Source organism: Rathayibacter sp. VKM Ac-2928 (assembly GCF_022815545.1).
Taxonomy (GTDB): domain Bacteria; phylum Actinomycetota; class Actinomycetes; order Actinomycetales; family Microbacteriaceae; genus Rathayibacter; species Rathayibacter festucae.
In genome coordinates this window covers 1-17,075 of sequence record NZ_JALGRU010000001.1, presented here as the reverse complement: position 1 = coordinate 17,075, position 17,075 = coordinate 1, and the positions used below count along the sequence as shown (strand labels likewise).

Genomic DNA, 17,075 nt, shown 5'->3' with positions numbered 1-17,075 from the left:
GAGCTCCGACCGCGTGACCCTCACCGCACCTCCCGTCTCGGGTGCCGCCGCCGTGCGGCGCCCGAGGCGTCTGCGCGCCCTTTGGCTGCTCGTCTCGCTGCTGGTGCTGGCCGGCGTCGCAGTGGTGTCGGTGCTGATCGGCTCGCGCGATGTGGCCTGGAGCGACGTGGTCGCCGCGTTCGGCGGCTCCACCGACGGCTTCGGTCAGGCCGCGGTCGCCAAGCGCCTCCCGCGCACCGTCCTCGCCGCGGTCGCGGGCGCCGCGCTCGGGGTCGCCGGCGTGCTGATGCAGGGCGTCACCCGCAATCCGCTCGCCGACCCCGGGATCCTCGGCGTCAACACCGGTGCCTCGCTCGCGGTCGTCTCCGGCATCGTCTTCTTCGGCCTCTCCACCGCGACCGGCTTCATCTGGGTCGCGATCGGCGGCGCGGCCGTCGCCGCCGTCTTCGTCTACGTGGTCGGCTCGCTCGGCCGCGGGGGAGCGACGCCGCTCAAGCTCGCGTTGGCCGGCGCCGCCACCTCCGCCGCGCTCGTCTCGGTGATCAGCGCCATCGTCCTGCCGCGCGCCGACCTCTCGGGCGGCATCCGCTCCTGGCAGATCGGCGGCGTCGGCGGCGGCACCTTCGCGAGCATCGGCCAGGTCCTGCCCTTCCTCGCCGTCGGACTCGCGCTCTGCGTGCTCTCGGCGAAGAGCCTCAACACGCTGGCCCTCGGCGACGAGCTGGCGGCCGGCCTCGGCGAGCGGGTGGCGCTGGCCCGCGGCGCGGCGGCCCTCGGCGCCGTCGTCCTCTGCGGAGCGACCACCGCGGTCACCGGGCCGATCGGCTTCGTCGGCCTCGTCGTCCCGCACGCCTGCCGGCTGATCGTCGGCGTCGACCACCGCTGGCTGCTCCCGTTCTCCGCGGTCGCCGGCGCGGTCCTCCTCATCGGCGCGGACGTCGTCGGCCGGATCGTCGCGCGGCCGAGCGAGATCGACGTCGGCATCATCACCGCGCTGATCGGCGCCCCCGTCTTCATCGCGATCGTCCGCCGGCAGAAGGTGCGCGAGCTGTGACCGCCGTGCAGTCCCGGCCCGCGGCCCGCTCCGCCGCGCCCTCCGCCACGGCCCTCGCCGTCGCGGCGAGCCGCCGCCGTCGCGGGGCCCGCCGGCGCGCCGTCATCGCCGTGCTCGTCGCGCTGCTCGTCGTCGTCTTCGCCGTCTCCCTGATCGTCGGGCAGACGATCTACTCGCCGGCCGAGGTCGTCCGGGTGATCCTCGGCGAGCAGGTCCCCGGCGCCTCCTTCACGATCGGGCGCCTGCGCCTGCCGCGCGCGATCCTCGGCGTGCTCGTCGGCCTCTGCTTCGGCCTCGGCGGCGTCGCCTTCCAGACCATGCTGCGCAATCCGCTGGCCAGCCCCGACATCATCGGCATCAGCGCCGGAGCGAGCGCCGCCGCGGCCTTCGCCATCGTCACGCTCTCGCTCGGAGCGACGCAGGTCTCGGTCCTCGCCATCGCGGCCGGCCTCCTGGTCGCGCTCGTCGTCTACGCCCTCTCCTACCGGAGCGGCGTGGCCGGCACCCGGCTGATCCTGATCGGGATCGGCGTCGCCGCGATGCTCGACAGCGTCACCGCCTACGTGCTCTCCCGTGCCGCCGCCTTCGACTTCCAGGAGGCCAGCCGCTGGCTCACCGGCAGCCTCAACGGCGCCCGCTGGAGCGAGGTCGTGCCGGTGCTGATCGCCGTGGTCGTCCTCACCCCGGTGCTGCTCGCCCGCTCGCGCGACCTCTCCGGCACGCAGCTCGGCGACGACACCGCCTCCGCGCTGGGCATCCGGGTGAACCGCACCCGCCTCGTCGTGATCGTCGCCGCCGTCGGCCTGATCGCCTTCGCGACCGCCGCGGCCGGCCCGATCGCGTTCGTCGCCTTCCTCTCCGGCCCGATCGCCGCGCGGCTGGTCGGCCCCGGCCGCTCGCTGCTGATCCCGTCGGCGCTGGTCGGTGCGCTGCTCGTGCTCGTCGCCGACTTCGTCGGGCAGTACGCGCTGGGGCTGCGCTACCCGGTCGGCGTCGTCACCGGCGTGCTCGGCGCGCCGTACCTGATCTACCTCATCGTCCGCAGCAACCGATCGGGAGGGTCCCTGTGACCGCCGAGCACACCCTCACCGTCGACACGCTCACCCTGGGCTACGGCGACCGCACCGTCGTCGAGGGCCTCGACCTCGTCGTCCCGCCCGGCCGGATCACCGCCATCGTCGGCGCGAACGCCTGCGGCAAGTCGACCCTCCTGCGCTCGATGTCGCGGCTGCTGGCGCCGCGCGCCGGCACCGTGCTGCTCGACGGCAAGGCCGTGCACAGGACGCCGGCGAAGCAGCTCGCCCGCACCCTGGGCCTCCTGCCGCAGTCGCCGATCGCTCCGGAGGGGATCACCGTCGCCGATCTCGTCGGCCGCGGCCGCCATCCGCACCAGGGCATCCTCAGCCGCTGGAACGCGCACGACGACGAGGCCGTCGCGACCGCGCTCGACGCGACCGACACCGCAGCCCTCGCCGACCGCGCCGTCGACGAGCTCAGCGGTGGCCAGCGCCAGCGGGTCTGGATCGCGATGGCCCTCGCCCAGGAGACCGACCTGCTGCTGCTGGACGAGCCGACCACCTTCCTCGACGTCAGCCACCAGGTCGAGGTGCTCGACCTCCTCGTCGACCTCAACCGGAACCGCGGAACGACGGTCGTGATGGTCCTGCACGACCTCAACCTCGCGGCCCGCTACGCCGACCACCTCGTCGCCCTCGCCGGCGGCACCGTGCACGCCGCAGGCACCCCCGCTGAGGTCCTGACCGAGGACACGGTCCGCGCCGTCTTCGGCCTGGACAGCCGGATCATCACCGATCCCACCTCCGGCACCCCGCTGATGCTCCCGCTCGGCCGGCACCGCCTCACCGCCGGCCCGGGCGAGGCCGACCTGCAGCCCCTCGGCTGACCGCCCGCCGCGGATCTCCTCCCCAGGCGCGAGATCCCTCCGTTCTCCACGAAGTTCAAGCCCACCCTGACTCTTGAGCAGCAGGGTGGGCTGGAATACCCTGATGACCAGGCCGCAGAAGTACCGCGACGTCACGAGGTTCCTCCGCTCGAAAGGGTGGAACCGCACCCGGCAGAGAGGGAGCCACGAGACGTGCAGCCCCGCCGAGGGCGGGGCGACCGTCACCCTCGTGCAGCACCGGGGCGAGGTCTCGCCCGGCGTCGTCCGCCAGCTGCAGGCGGTCTTCGCGGACACCCCGAGCGATTGGAACCGACCATGACGAGCGGACCCCGGGTCCTCGCGGCCCGCGCCTACCGGGACGGCACTCCCTGGTGGACCATCGAGATCCCCGAGCTGACCTCGACCGCGCCGAACGGCGTCGAGATCGTCGCGACCGGAGGCGCGGTCTCGACCCGCGGCATCCCAGCCGCCGCCCGCGAGCTCGCCGCGGTGCACGTCGGCATCGCCGAGGTGGACGTGCGGGTGAGCGTCGAGGCTCCGCCCGAGGTCCTCGCGATCTGGGACGAGGGCGCCCGCGCCGAGGAGGCGGCCCGCGCCGCCCTGCGGCACGCCGGCGCGCTCCGCCGCGAGGCCGTCCGCACCCTCCGCGCCGACGGCTACACCGTCGAGGCCGTCGCGGCCGCCCTGGGGATCAGCCCCGCCCGCGTCTCGCAGCTCGCGGCCACCCCCGATGCGGGGGACGCCCTCGCGGACACCGCCTGACGAGCCGCACAACGAAGGCCGAGCGCCCGGGATCGCCCGCGAACGCGCGGATCCGGTCGTCCGGCCTTCGTTCCGCGGACGACTCCGCGCGCACCGGCGCGCACACGCCGTGTAGACCGTCCGGGGCCCGCAGATGTCGGACGTGTAAACGGTTCCAGACGGCGACCGGGGGGCGTATACGATACCCGGTGTCCGCGCGGACGGCCTGTCGACGGCGGAGCCCACCGCACCCGTGCCCCGACCAGAGGTCCTCCCCGCTGTGACTGCTTCACCGACGCGCCCCGACGCCTCCGCCCTCGGCCGGGCGAAGGCGCTGCTCTTCGACCTCGACGGGGTGCTCACCCCCACCGCCGACGTGCACATGCAGGCCTGGGCCCGTCTCTTCGCGCCGTACCTCGAGTCGCGCGGCATCGCCGAGGGCTACACCGACGCCGACTACTTCCGGTTCATCGACGGCCGCCCCCGCTACGACGGCGTCCGCGCGCTGCTCGCCTCGCGCGGCATCACCCTCCCCGAGGGCTCGCCGAGCGACGACCCCGCCCTCGAGACCGTCTGCGGACTCGGCAACCGCAAGAACGACGCCTTTAACCAGACCCTCGCCGAGAACGGCGTCGCCCCGTACCCCGGCTCGCTCGCGCTCGTCGACGCCGCGATCGCCGCGGGCGTCGAGGTGGCCGTCGTCACCTCCTCCCGCAACGGCGTGCCGGTGCTCGAGGCCGCGGGGATCCGCGACCGCTTCGAGGTCGTCGTCGACGGCCTCCTCGCCGCCCGCGACGCGATCGCCGGCAAGCCCGCCCCCGACACCTATCTGCACGCCGCGCAGCTGCTCGGGCTGACCGCCGCCGAGTGCGTGGTCGTCGAGGACGCCCACTCCGGAGTCGCCGCCGGCCGCGCGGGCGCCTTCGGCCTCGTCGTCGGCGTCGACCGCGGCGTCGGCCGCGACACCCTCCTCGAGCACGGCGCCGACATCGTCGTCGACGACCTGGCCGAGCTGCTCCCCTTCCTCCCCTCCGCCCCCGCCCCCGAGGACGCCGCATGAACCCCATCACCTCCGACCCGCTCGACCGCAACCGGTTCCCGGTCGACGAGTGGTCGCTGATCGAGACCGAGTTCGCCACCGAGCTGCAGGGGCGCACCGAGACGCTCTTCGCGACCGGCAACGGCTACCTGGGCCTGCGCGGCAACGTCGAGGAGGGCCGCGACGGCTACGCCTACGGCACCTTCATCAACGGCTTCCACGAGACCTGGCCCATCCGGCACGCGGAGGAGGCGTTCGGCTTCGCCCGCGTCGGCCAGACCATCGTCAACGTGCCGGACGCGAAGATCATCCGCCTCTACGTCGACGACGAGCCGTTCGTGCTGAGCGAGGCCGACGTCCTCGCCTACACGCGCCGCCTCGACTTCGCGAACGGCGTGCTCACCCGCGAGCTGGAGTGGCGCACCCCCTCGGGCAAGCGCGTGCTGATCCGCTCGCGCCGCCTGGTCTCCTTCACCGACCGGCACCTCGCGATCCTCGACTACGAGGTCGAGATGCTCGACCACGACGCCTCGGTGCTGATCTCGAGTCAGATCCTCAACCGCCAGGACGGCGTCGACGAGTACCACGCGCCCTCGGGCAGCGAGGCCGCCGGCTTCGACCCGCGCAAGGCCGAGTCGTTCGAGGACCGCGTGCTGCAGCCGCAGCTCAAGCGGGTCAGCGGCACGCGCTATCTGCTCGGCTACCGCACCACCAACTCCCGGATGACCGTCGCCTGCGGTGCCGAGCACGTGCTCGAGACCGAGAACGAGTGGGACCAGACCTCCCAGATCGACGACGACCTCGCCAAGCACGTCTACCGGGTGAAGGCGAAGGCCGGCGTCCCGGTGCGCCTGGTGAAGACGTTGACCTACCACACGTCGCGCGGCGTCCCCGTGCGCGAGCTCGCCGACCGCTGCGACCGCACGCTCGACCGCGCCCGCGAGACCCCGGTGGAGGAGCAGTTCACCAAGCAGCGCGAGTGGCTCGACGACTTCTGGGTCCGCTCCGACGTGCAGATCGACGGCCAGCCGGCGATCCAGCAGGCCACCCGCTGGAACCTCTTCCAGCTCGCGCAGTCCACCGCCCGCACGGACGGCGGCGGCGTCGCGGCCAAGGGCGTCTCGGGCTCCGGCTACGGCGGCCACTACTTCTGGGACACCGAGGTCTACGTCCTCCCGTTCCTCAGCTACACGGCGCCGCTCGTGGCGCGGAACGCCCTGCGCTTCCGTCAGAACATGCTCGAGGCGGCCCGCTCGCGCGCGGCCGAGCTCAACCAGCGCGGCGCGCTCTTCCCCTGGCGCACCATCAACGGCCAGGAGTCGTCGGCGTACTACGCCGCCGGCACCGCGCAGTACCACATCGACGCCGACATCTCCTATGCGCTGATGCAGTACGTGGGCGCGACCGGCGACGACGACTTCCTCGCCCGTGGCGCGATCGACATCCTCGTCGAGACCGCGCGGATGTGGGCCGACCTGGGCTTCTGGCGCAGCAACGGCGACGACCACTTCCACATCCACGGCGTCACCGGGCCGGACGAGTACACGACCGTCGTCAACGACAACCTGTACACGAACGTGATGGCCCGCTCGAACCTGCGCGCGGCCGCCCGCGCCGTCGAGCTGCTGAAGGCCGTCGAGCCGTCGGCCTACGAGCGGATGGTCGCCCGCCTGCTGCTGGACGAGGACGAGGTCATCGAGTGGGCCCGCGCGGCCGACAAGATGCACATCCCCTTCGACGCGCGCGCCGGCATCCACCCGCAGGACGCGGCGTTCCTCGAGAAGGAGCTGTGGGACCTCGAGAACACCCCGGCGTCCAAGCGGCCGCTGCTGCTGCACTTCCACCCGCTGGTGATCTACCGCTTCCAGGTGCTCAAGCAGGCCGACGTCGTGCTCGCGCTGCTGCTGCAGGGCAACGAGTTCACGGCGGAGCAGAAGCGCGCCGACTTCGAGTACTACGACGCGCTGACCACCGGCGACTCGACGCTCTCGGCGGTCGTGCAGTCGATCATCGCGGCCGAGGTCGGCTACAGCGAGCTGTCCCGGCACTACTTCCTCTCGGCACTGTTCGTCGACCTCGCCGACCTGCACCGCAACACCGCCGACGGCATCCACGTCGCCTCGACCGGCGGCGTCTGGTCCGCCCTGGTCTACGGCTTCGGCGGGATGCGCGACCACGGCGGGCGGATCACGCTCGACCCGCGCCTCCCCGACGACTGGGACCGCCTGACCTTCCGCATCGCGCTGCACGGCACGCGGGTGCGGGTCGAGGTGACCCAGGAGGCGGTGCTGCTGACCGTCGAGGACGGCGACGCCGCGGCGATCACCGTCCGCGGCGAGCGCGTGCACGTCGAGTCCGGCAACCCGGTCCGCGTCGGCCTCGGCCACCAGGGCCCCCGCCTCACCGGAGCGCCGACCACCTCCGACATCGAGGGCACTCGCCGCTCGGACGGCACCGTGATCACCGCCTCCATCCCCACCATCTCGATGACCCCGGAGCCCGAGGTGCTGACGGGCCCGTAGCCCCGGCTCGCGATGGAGGGGCTGCGCCGCACCCCGTTCTTCACTGATCGAGCGGCTGCGCCGCGCGCCCTCTTCGAGACACCGGTCCACGGAGCGGGCGCCGTCCATGCTGATCGAGTAGCCCGCGCAGCGGGCGTATCGAGATCCACCACCGCATGCACGCGGGGTCTCGATACGCCCCTTCGGGGCTACTCGACCAGCATGCTGCGCAGCGCGCAGCAAGCTTCGCGCCTCCCGTGTCGCCCGCCCGCACCCAGCGCCGCCCGACGCGCCTCCGCGGAGCCGCCCCGCCGGCCGCTGCTAGCGTCGCCCGATGGTCATGAGCAGTACTCGGTTTCCCCCGGCGGCGCAGTCGACCGTCGCGGTCGTCAGCGACTACGCGCTCGACTACACCGGCGGCGCGCAGACGGCGATGGTCGCGGAGTGCCGGAGCCTCGTGGAGGCGGGCGTCCGCGTCCTGCTGGTCGTCCCCCGCTCCGCCACGACGCTGCCGCTCGACGGCATCGACGTGCGCCCGATCCCGGCACCCCGGATCCCGGTCGCGCAGCTGCCGGTCGTCCGGAACTCCCGTCGCACCCGGGCCCTGCTCGAGCGGCTGCTCCGCGAGGAGGGGATCGGCGCGGTCCACGTCCACTCCGAGTTCGGCCTCGCGGTCGCCGCGCTGGAGGTCGCCGCGGCGCTGTCGCTCCCCTCGGTCGCCACCGTGCACACCTTCTTCTGGCGCGGGGTGCCCGGTCGCGCCGGCCGCCTGCTGGCGCCGGTCGCCGCGGCCTACGTCGCCGCCGTGACCGGCCACCGCCCGCGCCCGCGACGCGGCGGTGGCGACCTCCTCGGCGAGCTCCTCCGCGACGTCACCCGGAGCGCCGCCGCCCGGCCCGATCTCGTGATCTCCCCCTCGGCCCACCAGGCCGAGGCGCTCCGTCGCGCCGGCCTGCCGCGGGTGGCGGTGCTGCCCAACACCGTGATCCCCCGGGAACGCGGCGCCGGCGACGTCGCGCCGGACGGCTCCGGTCCGCTCCGCCTGCTCTGGGTCGGCCGGTGCGCACCGGAGAAGCGGCTCGTCCCCTTCGTCGAGGCCTGCCTCGCGGTCCTCGCCCGCGACCCGGACGCCCTCCGCGTCGAGATCATCGGCACCGGTCCCTCGCTCGCCCCCGCGATCCGGCTCGCGGCGGGGTCCCCGGCTGTCGTCTTCCGCGGCTTCGTCGAGAACCGCCTCATCGGCGACGCCGTCCGCCGCTCCGACCTCGTCGCCCTGACCTCGTCCGGCTTCGACAATCAGCCGATGGTCGTGGTCGAGGCGCTGCAGGGCGGCCGCGGAGTCCTCTACGTCGACCCGGCCCTCACGGAGGGCCTCGACGGCCCGGGACTTCTCGCGCCCGTCGAGCCGACCGCCTTCGCCGAGTACCTGGAGCGGCTCTGCCGCGACCGCGCCCCGGTCCACGCGGCGGCCGCGGCGGCCCGGGACGCCTTCACCGATTTCGCGCCCGAGGCGCACGCCGCGGCCGTCCTCGCGCTCTACGGCGCAGCGCGCGAGATCGCAGGTCTGCGCGCCGCGCGGGAGTAGCGCGGCCGGGCGTCAGGCCGTGGCGACCAGCGCGCGCACCGCGGAGGTGAAGAACGCGAGCCCGTCCACGCCCGAGCGCATCGCGGCCGGGGTGTCAGGGCCGAAGCCCGGCTCGACCGCGTGCTCGGGGTGCGGCATCAGGCCGACGACGTTGCCGCGCGCGTTCGCGACTCCGGCGATGTCGTTCATCGAGCCGTTCGGGTTGGCGCCGAGGTAGCGGAAGACCACGCGGCCCTCGCCCTCGAGCTCCGCGAGCGTCTCGGCCGAGGCGATGTAGCCGCCCTCGCCGTTCTTCAGCGGGATGGTGATCTCCTGGCCGGCCTCGAAGTCGCTGGTCCAGACGGTGGCGGCGTTCTCGACGACGAGCCGCTGGTCTCGGCAGACGAAGGAGCCGACGTCGTTGCGGATCAGGCCGCCGGGCAGCAGGTGCGCCTCGGTCAGCATCTGGAAGCCGTTGCAGATGCCGAGGACGGGGGTTCCGGCGTTCGCCGCGTCGATCACCTCGCGCATGATCGGCGAGTGCGAGGCGATCGCGCCGCAGCGCAGGTAGTCGCCGTAGGAGAAGCCGCCGGGCAGCACGATCGCGTCGACGCCGTCGAGGTCGTGATCGCCGTGCCAGAGGGCCACCGGCTCCGCGCCGGCGAAGCGGACCGCGCGCTGGGCGTCGCGGTCGTCGAGCGAACCGGGGAAGGTGATGACGCCGATCCGCATGATCACGCCTCCGGGTAGTGGATGCCGACGACGTCCTCGATCACCGAGTTCGACAGCATGTCGTCGGCCAGGGCGGCGATCGAGGCACGGACCTCGTCGGTCACCTCGTCGACGGTGATCTCGAAGCGCTTGCCCACCCGCACGCCCGTGACGGCGGAGTGGCCGAGCCGCGAGAGCGCGCCGGCGACGGCCTTCCCCTGCGGATCGAGCAGCTCGGCCTTGGGCATGACTTCAACGACGATCGTGGGCACCGTGTTCTCCGGAGTCTCGAGGGGCTGTGCGGATCTCCGCGCGCCCATCGTACCCGCCCGGCTTTCCGGCGATCCGTCCCGGGATCGCCGGCCTCCGGGTGCTTCCGCTCAGGCCGCCGCGGTCACCCGCAGGGTGTTCGCCCACGGGTCCTCGAAGGACAGCGTCCGCCCGTCGTCCGCGGTCGCGACCTTCGCGCTGCGCAGGCGCTCGCCGAGCGCGCCCAGATCGTCCGCCGCCGGCACGACGATCTCGACCTGCCCCAGCCCGAGCGCGAGCTGCCGCCGCCCGGCGCCGAGCGAGTTCCAGGTGTTCATCGCCATGTGGTGGTGGTAGCCGCCCGCCGAGACGAACAGCGCCTGCCCGCCGTAGGCGATCGTCGTCTCGAAGCCGAGCCGGTCGACGTAGAACTCCTTCGCCGTCGCGACGTCGCCGACGCTCAGGTGCACGTGGCCGACCGAGGCGCCGCCGAGCCGCGGCTGCGCGATCGCCTCCTCGGTCAGGTGCTCCCGGAGGAACGCGTTGGGGTCGAGGAAGAGCGTCGACATCTCGATCCGCCCGTGCGTCCAGGACCACTGGCTGCGGTCGCGATCCCAGTAGAGCTCGACGCCGTTGTGCTCCGGGTCGTCGAAGTAGAACGCCTTGCTCACCAGGTGGTCGGAGCTGCCGGTGAAGGAGCCGGGGTGCCGGGTCGCGACGCTGTGCACGGAGGCGGCGAGCGCCGCCTCCGACTCGAAGAGGATCGCGGTGTGGAACAGGCCGGCGCTGCGGGGGGCCGCGTGCCGCAACTCGGGAGCGTGCTGGAGGATCACCGCCGGGACGCCGCCGCGGCCGAGCACCGCGACCGAGCCGTCCTGCGAGAGCAGATCGAGCAGGACGGCGTCGCGGTAGTAGGCGACCATGCCGTCGAGGTCGGCGACGCGCAGGGTGACCGCGCCCATCACGGTGTCGGGGGCGAGCAGGTCGGGGGAGGAGGTGGTCATGCCGGTCATGCTAGGTCCAACTCAGTTGTAGCCACAACTATTTCCTGACGGGAGGAAGCGGAGGTGGGGATGGCGCCGGGTTCATAGGATCGCCATAGGCAGCGTCCAGCCCGCGCGATGCGGCGGGTCGTCGAATGGACTCCGGTCGCCGTCAGGGGCGGCCCCGGCCACGAGGACGCATCATGAACGAGTCACCCGAATCCCACGGCGCCGAGCGTGAGCCCGCTGCCACCGCGACGGACCCCACCGGCGCCGAGGAGCGCCAGGCGCTCCGGACCGACGACCGCCGCCGTCGCCGTCGCGCCCTGATCGCCGGCGGTGCCGGGCTCGCCCTGCTGATCGGCGTCACCGCGGGCGGCGTCTCGCTCGCCGGCCGCTCCGAGTCCGCCTCGGCCGCCTCGTCGAGCGCCGCCAGCACCATCGTCTACCCCGGCGGCTCCCGCGGCTCCTTCGGCGGCGGCATCGTCGTGCTGCCCTACTCGGGCGGGTCCTCCTCGGGATACGGCTCCGGCAGCGGGTCGACCTACGGATACGGATACGGCTCGGGCTCGGGCGGCACCGGCTCGGGGACCTCCGGCTCCACCTCGACGTCCACGGCGACCGACGCCGTCCCCGCGAGCACCGCGCAGACCGCCGGCGTCGTCACGATCACCTCCGACCTCACCTACGAGGGCGCGACCTCCGCCGGCACCGGCGTCATCCTCACCTCCGACGGCATGATCCTCACCAACAACCACGTCGTCGAGGGCTCCACCAGCATCACCGTCACGGTCGAGAGCACCGGGCAGGCCTACACCGCCCGCGTCGTCGGTACCGACAAGACGAACGACATCGCGGTGCTCCAGCTCGAGAACGCCTCGGGCCTCACCCCGGCGACCCTCGACACCGACGGAGTCGCGGTCGGAGACGCCGTCACCGCCGTCGGAAACGCGAAGGGCACCGGCAACCTGGTCGCCGCGGCCGGCACCGTCGAGGCCCTCGGCCAGAGCATCACCACCCAGGCCGAGACCGGCATCACCGGCGAGAAGCTGACCGGCCTGATCCAGGTCGACGCGGACATCGTCGCGGGCGACTCGGGCGGCCCGCTGGTCGACGCGGCCGGGAAGGTCGTCGGCATCGACACCGCCGCCTCCAGTGGAACCGCGGACATCACCGGCTTCGCCATCCCGATCTCGAAGGCCCTCGACATCGTCGCGACGATCGAGGCGGGCGCCGACACATCGACCGTCGCGATCGGCTACCCGGCCTTCCTCGGCGTCTCGCTGCCGTCCGGCACGACGGCGGGCACCGCCTCCGGAGCCGTCTCGGGCGCGAGCACCGCGGCGGGCGCCGTCATCGCCGGCGTGATCGAGGGCACCCCCGCTGCCGCCGCCGGTCTCGTCGCGGGCGACGTCGTCACCGCGGTCGACGGCACGGCCGTCACCTCGGGCGACGCCCTCTCCGCGGACCTGGCCCAGCGCGAGCCCGGCGAATCGGTCACCCTCACCTGGACCACCGCCGCCGGCACCTCGCAGTCCGCGACCGTCACCCTCGTCGAGGGCCCGGTCGCCTAGGAGCGGTCCGCTTCGCGGGCTCGTCCATCAGCGAGAAGCATGCTGGTCGAGTAGCCGCGGAGCGGCGTATCGAGACCCACCGCGCCCAGCAGGGCGGTCTGCAGACGCGCGTGCTGACGCAGGTGGATCTCGATACGCCCGCTGCGCGGGCTGCTCGATCAGCATGAAGGCGAGGGACGCGAGCGCACCGCGCATGCTGGTCGAGTAGCCGCGGAGCGGCGTATCGAGACCCGCCCCGCCAGCACGCGCACGCGGCGCCGGCGCACCCACCGCGACGCGCCGTTGTTTTGAACTATTCAACACAACTCGGTAGCCTTGTCCTCATGACGATGACGGACGACCGGCTGAGAGCCTCCGGGCTCAAGGCCACCGCGACCCGGCGGGCCGTCCTGCAGGCGCTCGAGGGGCATCCGCACTCCGACGTCGATCAGATCCTCGCGCGGGTGCGCGTCGACCTGCCCGACGCCTCGGCCCAGGCCGTGTACGGCGTCCTCGCCGCCTTCACCGAGGCCGGCCTCACCCGCCGCATCGAGCCGGAGGGTCACGCCCGCCGCTTCGAGCTCCGGGTCGGCGACAACCACCACCACGTCGTCTGCCGCAGCTGCGGCGCCGTCGCCGACGTCGACTGCGTCGTCGGCCAGGCGCCCTGCCTGCACCCGTCGTCGTCGAGCGGCTTCGCCATCGACACGGCCGACATCACGTTCTGGGGCACCTGCCCCGACTGCCTCGCGCAGGCCGAGACCCGGCCGGCGCCCGCCATCACCGCCGCGGAGGGCGAGACAGCGCTCCGCCGACAGGAGGACTCATGACCGAGGAACGATTCACGACGACCGATGCCGGAGCCCCCGTCGCCAGCGACGAGCACTCGCTCAGCGTCGGAGCCGACGGCCCCATCGCGCTCCACGACCACTACCTCCTCGAGAAGCTCGCGCAGTTCAACCGCGAGCGCATCCCGGAGCGCGTCGTCCACGCCAAGGGCGGCGGCGCCTTCGGCCGCTTCGTCACCACCGGCGACGTCAGCGCGTACACCCGCGCCGCGCTGTTCCAGCCCGGGGTCGAGACCGAGATGCTCGCCCGCTTCTCCACCGTCGCCGGCGAGCAGGGCTCGCCCGACACCTGGCGCGACCCGCGCGGCTTCGCGCTGAAGTTCTACACGAGCGAGGGCAACTACGACCTCGTCGGCAACAACACCCCGGTGTTCTTCCTCCGCGACGGCATCAAGTTCCCCGACTTCATCCGCTCGCAGAAGCGCCTTCCCGGCACCCACCTCCGCGACCACGACATGCAGTGGGACTTCTGGACCCTCTCGCCCGAGTCGGCGCACCAGGTCACCTGGCTGATGGGCGACCGCGGTCTGCCGAGCTCGTGGCGGCACATGGACGGCTTCGGCTCGCACACCTACCAGTGGATCAACGCCGCCGGCGAGCGCTTCTGGGTGAAGTACCACTTCAAGACGAACCAGGGCATCGAGATCCTCAGCCAGGAGCAGGCCGACCAGATCGCCGGCGAGGACGCGGACTTCCACATCCGCGACCTGTCCGCTGCGATCGACCGCGGCGACCACCCCTCGTGGACCCTCTCCGTCCAGGTCATGCCGTACGCCGACGCCGAGTCCTACCGGTTCAACCCGTTCGACCTCACCAAGGTCTGGCCGCACGCGGACTACCCCCTGATCGAGGTCGGCACGATGACCCTCGACCGCAACCCGGAGAACTACTTCGCGCAGATCGAGCAGGCGACCTTCGCCCCCTCGAACTTCGTGCCCGGGATCGAGGCCAGCCCCGACAAGATGCTGCTCGCGCGCATCTTCAGCTACGCCGATGCGCACCGCTACCGCGTGGGCACCAACCACGCGCAGCTGCCGGTCAACGCCGCGAAGTCGCCGGTGCACTCGTACTCGAAGGACGGCGCGATGCGCTTCGACTTCCAGCGCTCCGAGGTGCCCGTCTACGCGCCGAACACGATGGGCGGCGCGCACGCCGACCCCGCCCGCGCGGCGGAGGGCCCCGGCTGGGAGACCGACGGCGCGCTCACGCGGGCCGCGGCGACCCTGCACCCCGAGGACGACGACTTCGGCCAGGCCGGCACGCTCTACCGCGACGTCCTCGACGACGACGCCAAGGCGCGACTGGTCGCGAACATCGCCGGCCACGTCTCCAAGGTGACCCGCCCGGAGCTGCGCCAGCGCGTGCTCCAGTACTGGGCGAACGTGGACAGCTCGCTGTCGCAGCGCGTCGCCGAGGCCCTCGAGCCCTCCGCCCCCGGCGCGGACGTCTCGCCGGAAGAGGTCGGCATCCACGCCTGACCCCCTGGTGCGCGGTACCGGCTGATCCCGGTGCCGCGCACCTCCGCCCGGTCCCCCGGACCGAGCGCCCCCGAGCAGCGGGCGGCGCGGGCTGTCGCATGCGGCCCCGCGCCGTCCGCTTCCCCGTCCGACGGGCGTCACCCCTCGGTGCGACGGCGTCATCCCGGGAAACCGAGGCGTCGCTGCCAGTCGGCGAGCACCTCCCCGGTGACGTCGAAGAGCTCGCTGCCCCGGTGCGGAGCATCGATCTCGGTGCTCGTCACGCGCACCCCGTTCGGCAGGATCTCCACGATCGCGGAGCCCGATGCGGCGATCGACCGCTCGTGCTGCGGCCCGGCGAGGACGTCGGTCCGATTCGCGGCACCGGGAGCGACCACCACCGGAGCCGGGTGGGTCGTGTCGACGAAGGCGTGGTGCCAGTGCCCGGCGAGCACCGCCAGGAGCGTCGATCCCTCGACCGCCTCCCAGAAGTCGTGCGGATTCGCCAGTCCCATCCCCCGGTGCAGCGGGGTGACCGCCTCGATCGGCGGGTGGTGCAGCACCACGACCGTCGGCGTCTCCGGGTCCTCGGCCACTCGATTCCGCAGCCACGCCAACGTCGGCTCGGCGAGGAGTCCCCAGGACGCTCCGCCCGGAACGGAGGAGTCGAGCACGAGGATCCGCACCCCGCGCACGACGACCTCGGTGTTCCAGGCCCCGTCGGAGCCGAAGCCCTCGCGGTCGTCGTGATTGCCGAGGGCGAGCACGAGCGCGGCATCCCGCTCGGCGCACCACTCCTCGAGCCTCGCGCGCAGAACCCGGTAGGACTCGGCATCGCCGTCATCGCTCAGGTCGCCGGACACCACGACGGCGTCGAGGTCGGCGACGGCGGAGTGGGCGGCGAGCACCGCGTCGAGTGCGGCGCGCGGATCGACGACGCGGTTGTAGCGGGCGGCGGGGTCGGCGAGCAGGTGCGTGTCCGAGAGGTGCAGGATCCGCACGGCACGGGGAGCGGCCTCCTCGAGGATCGCGTCGGCCCGCGCTCCCGCCGCCTCGATCCGCTCCGCGTTCCGCTCGTCGGGCCCGTCGGTCCAGGCGATCGCCTCCTCGAGGGTCTTGCCGAAGCGGAGGTGCCGCGCGACCAGTCGCCGCCGGCGCAGGGTCGGCTCGACCCGCAGGTGCAGCGTCAGATCGAGGAGGCCGGCGACCTCACCCCAGCCGTCGTCCTCGAGCAGCAGGTAGTTGCCCTCGACCAGGACGACGGTCCGCTCACCCACGGGGAGGGCGAGCGAGTCCGGCACCGGCTCCTCGATCGCGCGATCGAAGGAGGCGACCCGCACGGTGTCGCCCGGCTGCGCGGTCCGCAGACTCTGCAAGGCCCCGAGGAATCCGACCGCATCGAAGGTGTCCGGCGCTCCCATCCGCTCACGTCGGCCGAGTTCGCGCAGCCGCTGCTGGGGCAGGTGGTACCCGTCGAGCGGGAGGACGAGCGCGCCGGGAAGGCGAGCACGCAGCCGCTCGACGATCGTGGACTTGCCGGCGCCCGGTGATCCGGTGACTCCCACCAGCAGGAGACGCCGGTCCGACGCCGCCGTGCGGATCACGGCGACAGCCTCCTCGAGGGAGGCGAGCACGGGTCGGGGCTGGTCGGGGAGAGGCATGGGCCCATTGTGGCCAGCAGTGCCGGGGCGGCGGACGGCCGACCGCTCGGTCGGTGGAGAGTCCGGGCATCCGCGCCCTGGGGAGGACCCCCAGCGCGACACGCCCGGGATGAGCGGTTTCGGGGGCCCGGTTTGACAGTGCCGGGATCGGGCCGTAACTTATTCCAAGTCGCCACACAGGCCGCAGGGAAACGGAAGAACAGGGCTCCTCAGGGAGCACGGTTCAACGTCCCGGCCTCATTCGGCACCATCCACTCGGCAAGACAGTCCTTCGGGTCACGTCTGCCGCACGGATGTAAAGCCTTCGCAGGATCCCTCGGATCCAGCAACTTCGCCGCCCGGCGACGGACTCAGGTCCGGAACCGAGCAACGTCGGAGCGCCTACGAGCGCAACGGCATCGCGAAGAAGCCGGATTTGACACGGCCTGCGGATGTGCTAAGTTAGTCAAGTTGCCACGGCGGCTGAGAGAACAACTTCTCCAGCTTAGCGAAGTCTTCCGACTAAGGCAACATCTTCGATCACTTCCGTTGTGAAGCACCTCTTCAGGTGTGGAGGCGGGACGTGTCCGATTCTTGAGAACTCAACAGCGTGCACTATGTTCAATGCCAAATTTATAACCCCGTCCGGGTCTTGTGATCCGGTTGGGTTCCTTTGGAAATTGATGTCAGTAATGATGTCTTATTTGCTAGAGGTCAAACTTGAGTGCCTTCCTTTCGGGGTTGGTGTTCGTAATTTTTTTACGGAGAGTTTGATCCTGGCTCAGGACGAACGCTGGCGGCGTGCTTAACACATGCAAGTCGAACGATGAAG

15 protein-coding genes and 1 rRNA gene are annotated in these 17,075 nt (G+C 72.4%); 12 read left to right on the top strand and 4 right to left on the bottom strand.

The features are described from left to right. Nucleotides 1-13: 13 nt before the first annotated feature. The 8 genes from MT350_RS00080 to MT350_RS00045 all read left to right on the top strand — a co-directional run bounded on the left by MT350_RS00080 (nt 14) and on the right by MT350_RS00045 (nt 8,823). Nucleotides 14-1,054: an iron ABC transporter permease gene (locus tag MT350_RS00080; RefSeq protein WP_243615210.1), complete on the top strand. Its 1,041-nt coding sequence runs from the start codon at nt 14-16 to the stop codon at nt 1,052-1,054. Next, a complete protein-coding gene (locus MT350_RS00075; RefSeq protein ID WP_374206623.1) occupies nt 1,051-2,124 on the top strand; it encodes a FecCD family ABC transporter permease in 1,074 nt (357 codons plus the stop codon). The genes MT350_RS00080 and MT350_RS00075 overlap by 4 nt, the downstream gene beginning before the upstream one ends. Beyond that, complete coding sequence (locus MT350_RS00070) at nt 2,121-2,957, top strand: ABC transporter ATP-binding protein (protein ID WP_243615209.1); 837 nt, start codon at nt 2,121-2,123, stop codon at nt 2,955-2,957. Before MT350_RS00075 ends, MT350_RS00070 begins: the two co-directional genes overlap by 4 nt. A 103-nt stretch (nt 2,958-3,060) precedes the next feature. After that, complete coding sequence (locus MT350_RS00065; RefSeq protein ID WP_243615208.1) at nt 3,061-3,276, top strand: type II toxin-antitoxin system HicA family toxin; 216 nt, start codon at nt 3,061-3,063, stop codon at nt 3,274-3,276. Further along, nucleotides 3,273-3,719 carry a hypothetical protein gene (locus MT350_RS00060; protein WP_243615207.1) on the top strand — a complete coding sequence of 149 codons (447 nt, stop codon included), beginning with the start codon at nt 3,273-3,275 and terminating at the stop codon, nt 3,717-3,719. Before MT350_RS00065 ends, MT350_RS00060 begins: the two co-directional genes overlap by 4 nt. A 259-nt stretch (nt 3,720-3,978) precedes the next feature. Next, on the top strand, nt 3,979-4,758 hold the full coding sequence (locus MT350_RS00055) for a beta-phosphoglucomutase family hydrolase (RefSeq protein WP_308197453.1): 780 nt from the start codon (nt 3,979-3,981) through the stop codon (nt 4,756-4,758). Then, complete coding sequence (locus tag MT350_RS00050; protein WP_243615206.1) at nt 4,755-7,259, top strand: glycoside hydrolase family 65 protein; 2,505 nt, start codon at nt 4,755-4,757, stop codon at nt 7,257-7,259. Before MT350_RS00055 ends, MT350_RS00050 begins: the two co-directional genes overlap by 4 nt. Nucleotides 7,260-7,578: 319 nt before the next feature. Further along, on the top strand, nt 7,579-8,823 hold the full coding sequence (locus tag MT350_RS00045; RefSeq protein ID WP_243615205.1) for a glycosyltransferase family 4 protein: 1,245 nt from the start codon (nt 7,579-7,581) through the stop codon (nt 8,821-8,823). A gap of 12 nt (nt 8,824-8,835) precedes the next feature. Here MT350_RS00045 and purQ read toward each other — a convergent pair whose 3' ends face one another. From purQ to MT350_RS00030, 3 genes are all read right to left on the bottom strand, one after another. After that, the gene (gene purQ / locus MT350_RS00040) at nt 8,836-9,534 is read right to left on the bottom strand and encodes a phosphoribosylformylglycinamidine synthase subunit PurQ (RefSeq protein ID WP_123447083.1); all 699 of its coding nucleotides are present in this window, start codon (nt 9,532-9,534) and stop codon (nt 8,836-8,838) included. Between the two features lie 2 nt (nt 9,535-9,536). Further along, nucleotides 9,537-9,785 (bottom strand): phosphoribosylformylglycinamidine synthase subunit PurS, encoded by a 249-nt coding sequence (gene purS / locus MT350_RS00035; RefSeq protein WP_123447082.1) that lies wholly within the window; start codon nt 9,783-9,785, stop codon nt 9,537-9,539. 108 nt (nt 9,786-9,893) lie between these two features. Next, entirely contained in the window at nt 9,894-10,766 is an 873-nt protein-coding gene (locus MT350_RS00030) for a VOC family protein (RefSeq protein ID WP_374206622.1), read from the bottom strand. A 182-nt stretch (nt 10,767-10,948) separates the two neighbouring features. On the opposite strand from MT350_RS00030, the gene MT350_RS00025 reads away from it, so the two are divergent. From MT350_RS00025 to MT350_RS00015, 3 genes are all read left to right on the top strand, one after another. Then, the gene (locus MT350_RS00025; RefSeq protein WP_243615203.1) at nt 10,949-12,319 is read left to right on the top strand and encodes a S1C family serine protease; all 1,371 of its coding nucleotides are present in this window, start codon (nt 10,949-10,951) and stop codon (nt 12,317-12,319) included. A gap of 323 nt (nt 12,320-12,642) precedes the next feature. Beyond that, nucleotides 12,643-13,128 (top strand): Fur family transcriptional regulator, encoded by a 486-nt coding sequence (locus MT350_RS00020; RefSeq protein ID WP_185019989.1) that lies wholly within the window; start codon nt 12,643-12,645, stop codon nt 13,126-13,128. Then, nucleotides 13,125-14,624, top strand: a complete 1,500-nt coding sequence (locus tag MT350_RS00015) for a catalase (protein WP_243615202.1) — start codon at nt 13,125-13,127, stop codon at nt 14,622-14,624. Before MT350_RS00020 ends, MT350_RS00015 begins: the two co-directional genes overlap by 4 nt. A gap of 158 nt (nt 14,625-14,782) precedes the next feature. Here the strand turns inward: MT350_RS00015 and MT350_RS00010 are convergent, their stop codons facing one another. Further along, nucleotides 14,783-16,264: a metallophosphoesterase gene (locus tag MT350_RS00010; RefSeq protein WP_243615201.1), complete on the bottom strand. Its 1,482-nt coding sequence runs from the start codon at nt 16,262-16,264 to the stop codon at nt 14,783-14,785. A gap of 737 nt (nt 16,265-17,001) precedes the next feature. Between MT350_RS00010 and MT350_RS00005 the strand changes: the two genes are divergently transcribed. Then, nucleotides 17,002-17,075, top strand: a 16S ribosomal RNA gene (locus tag MT350_RS00005); the annotation flags it as partial.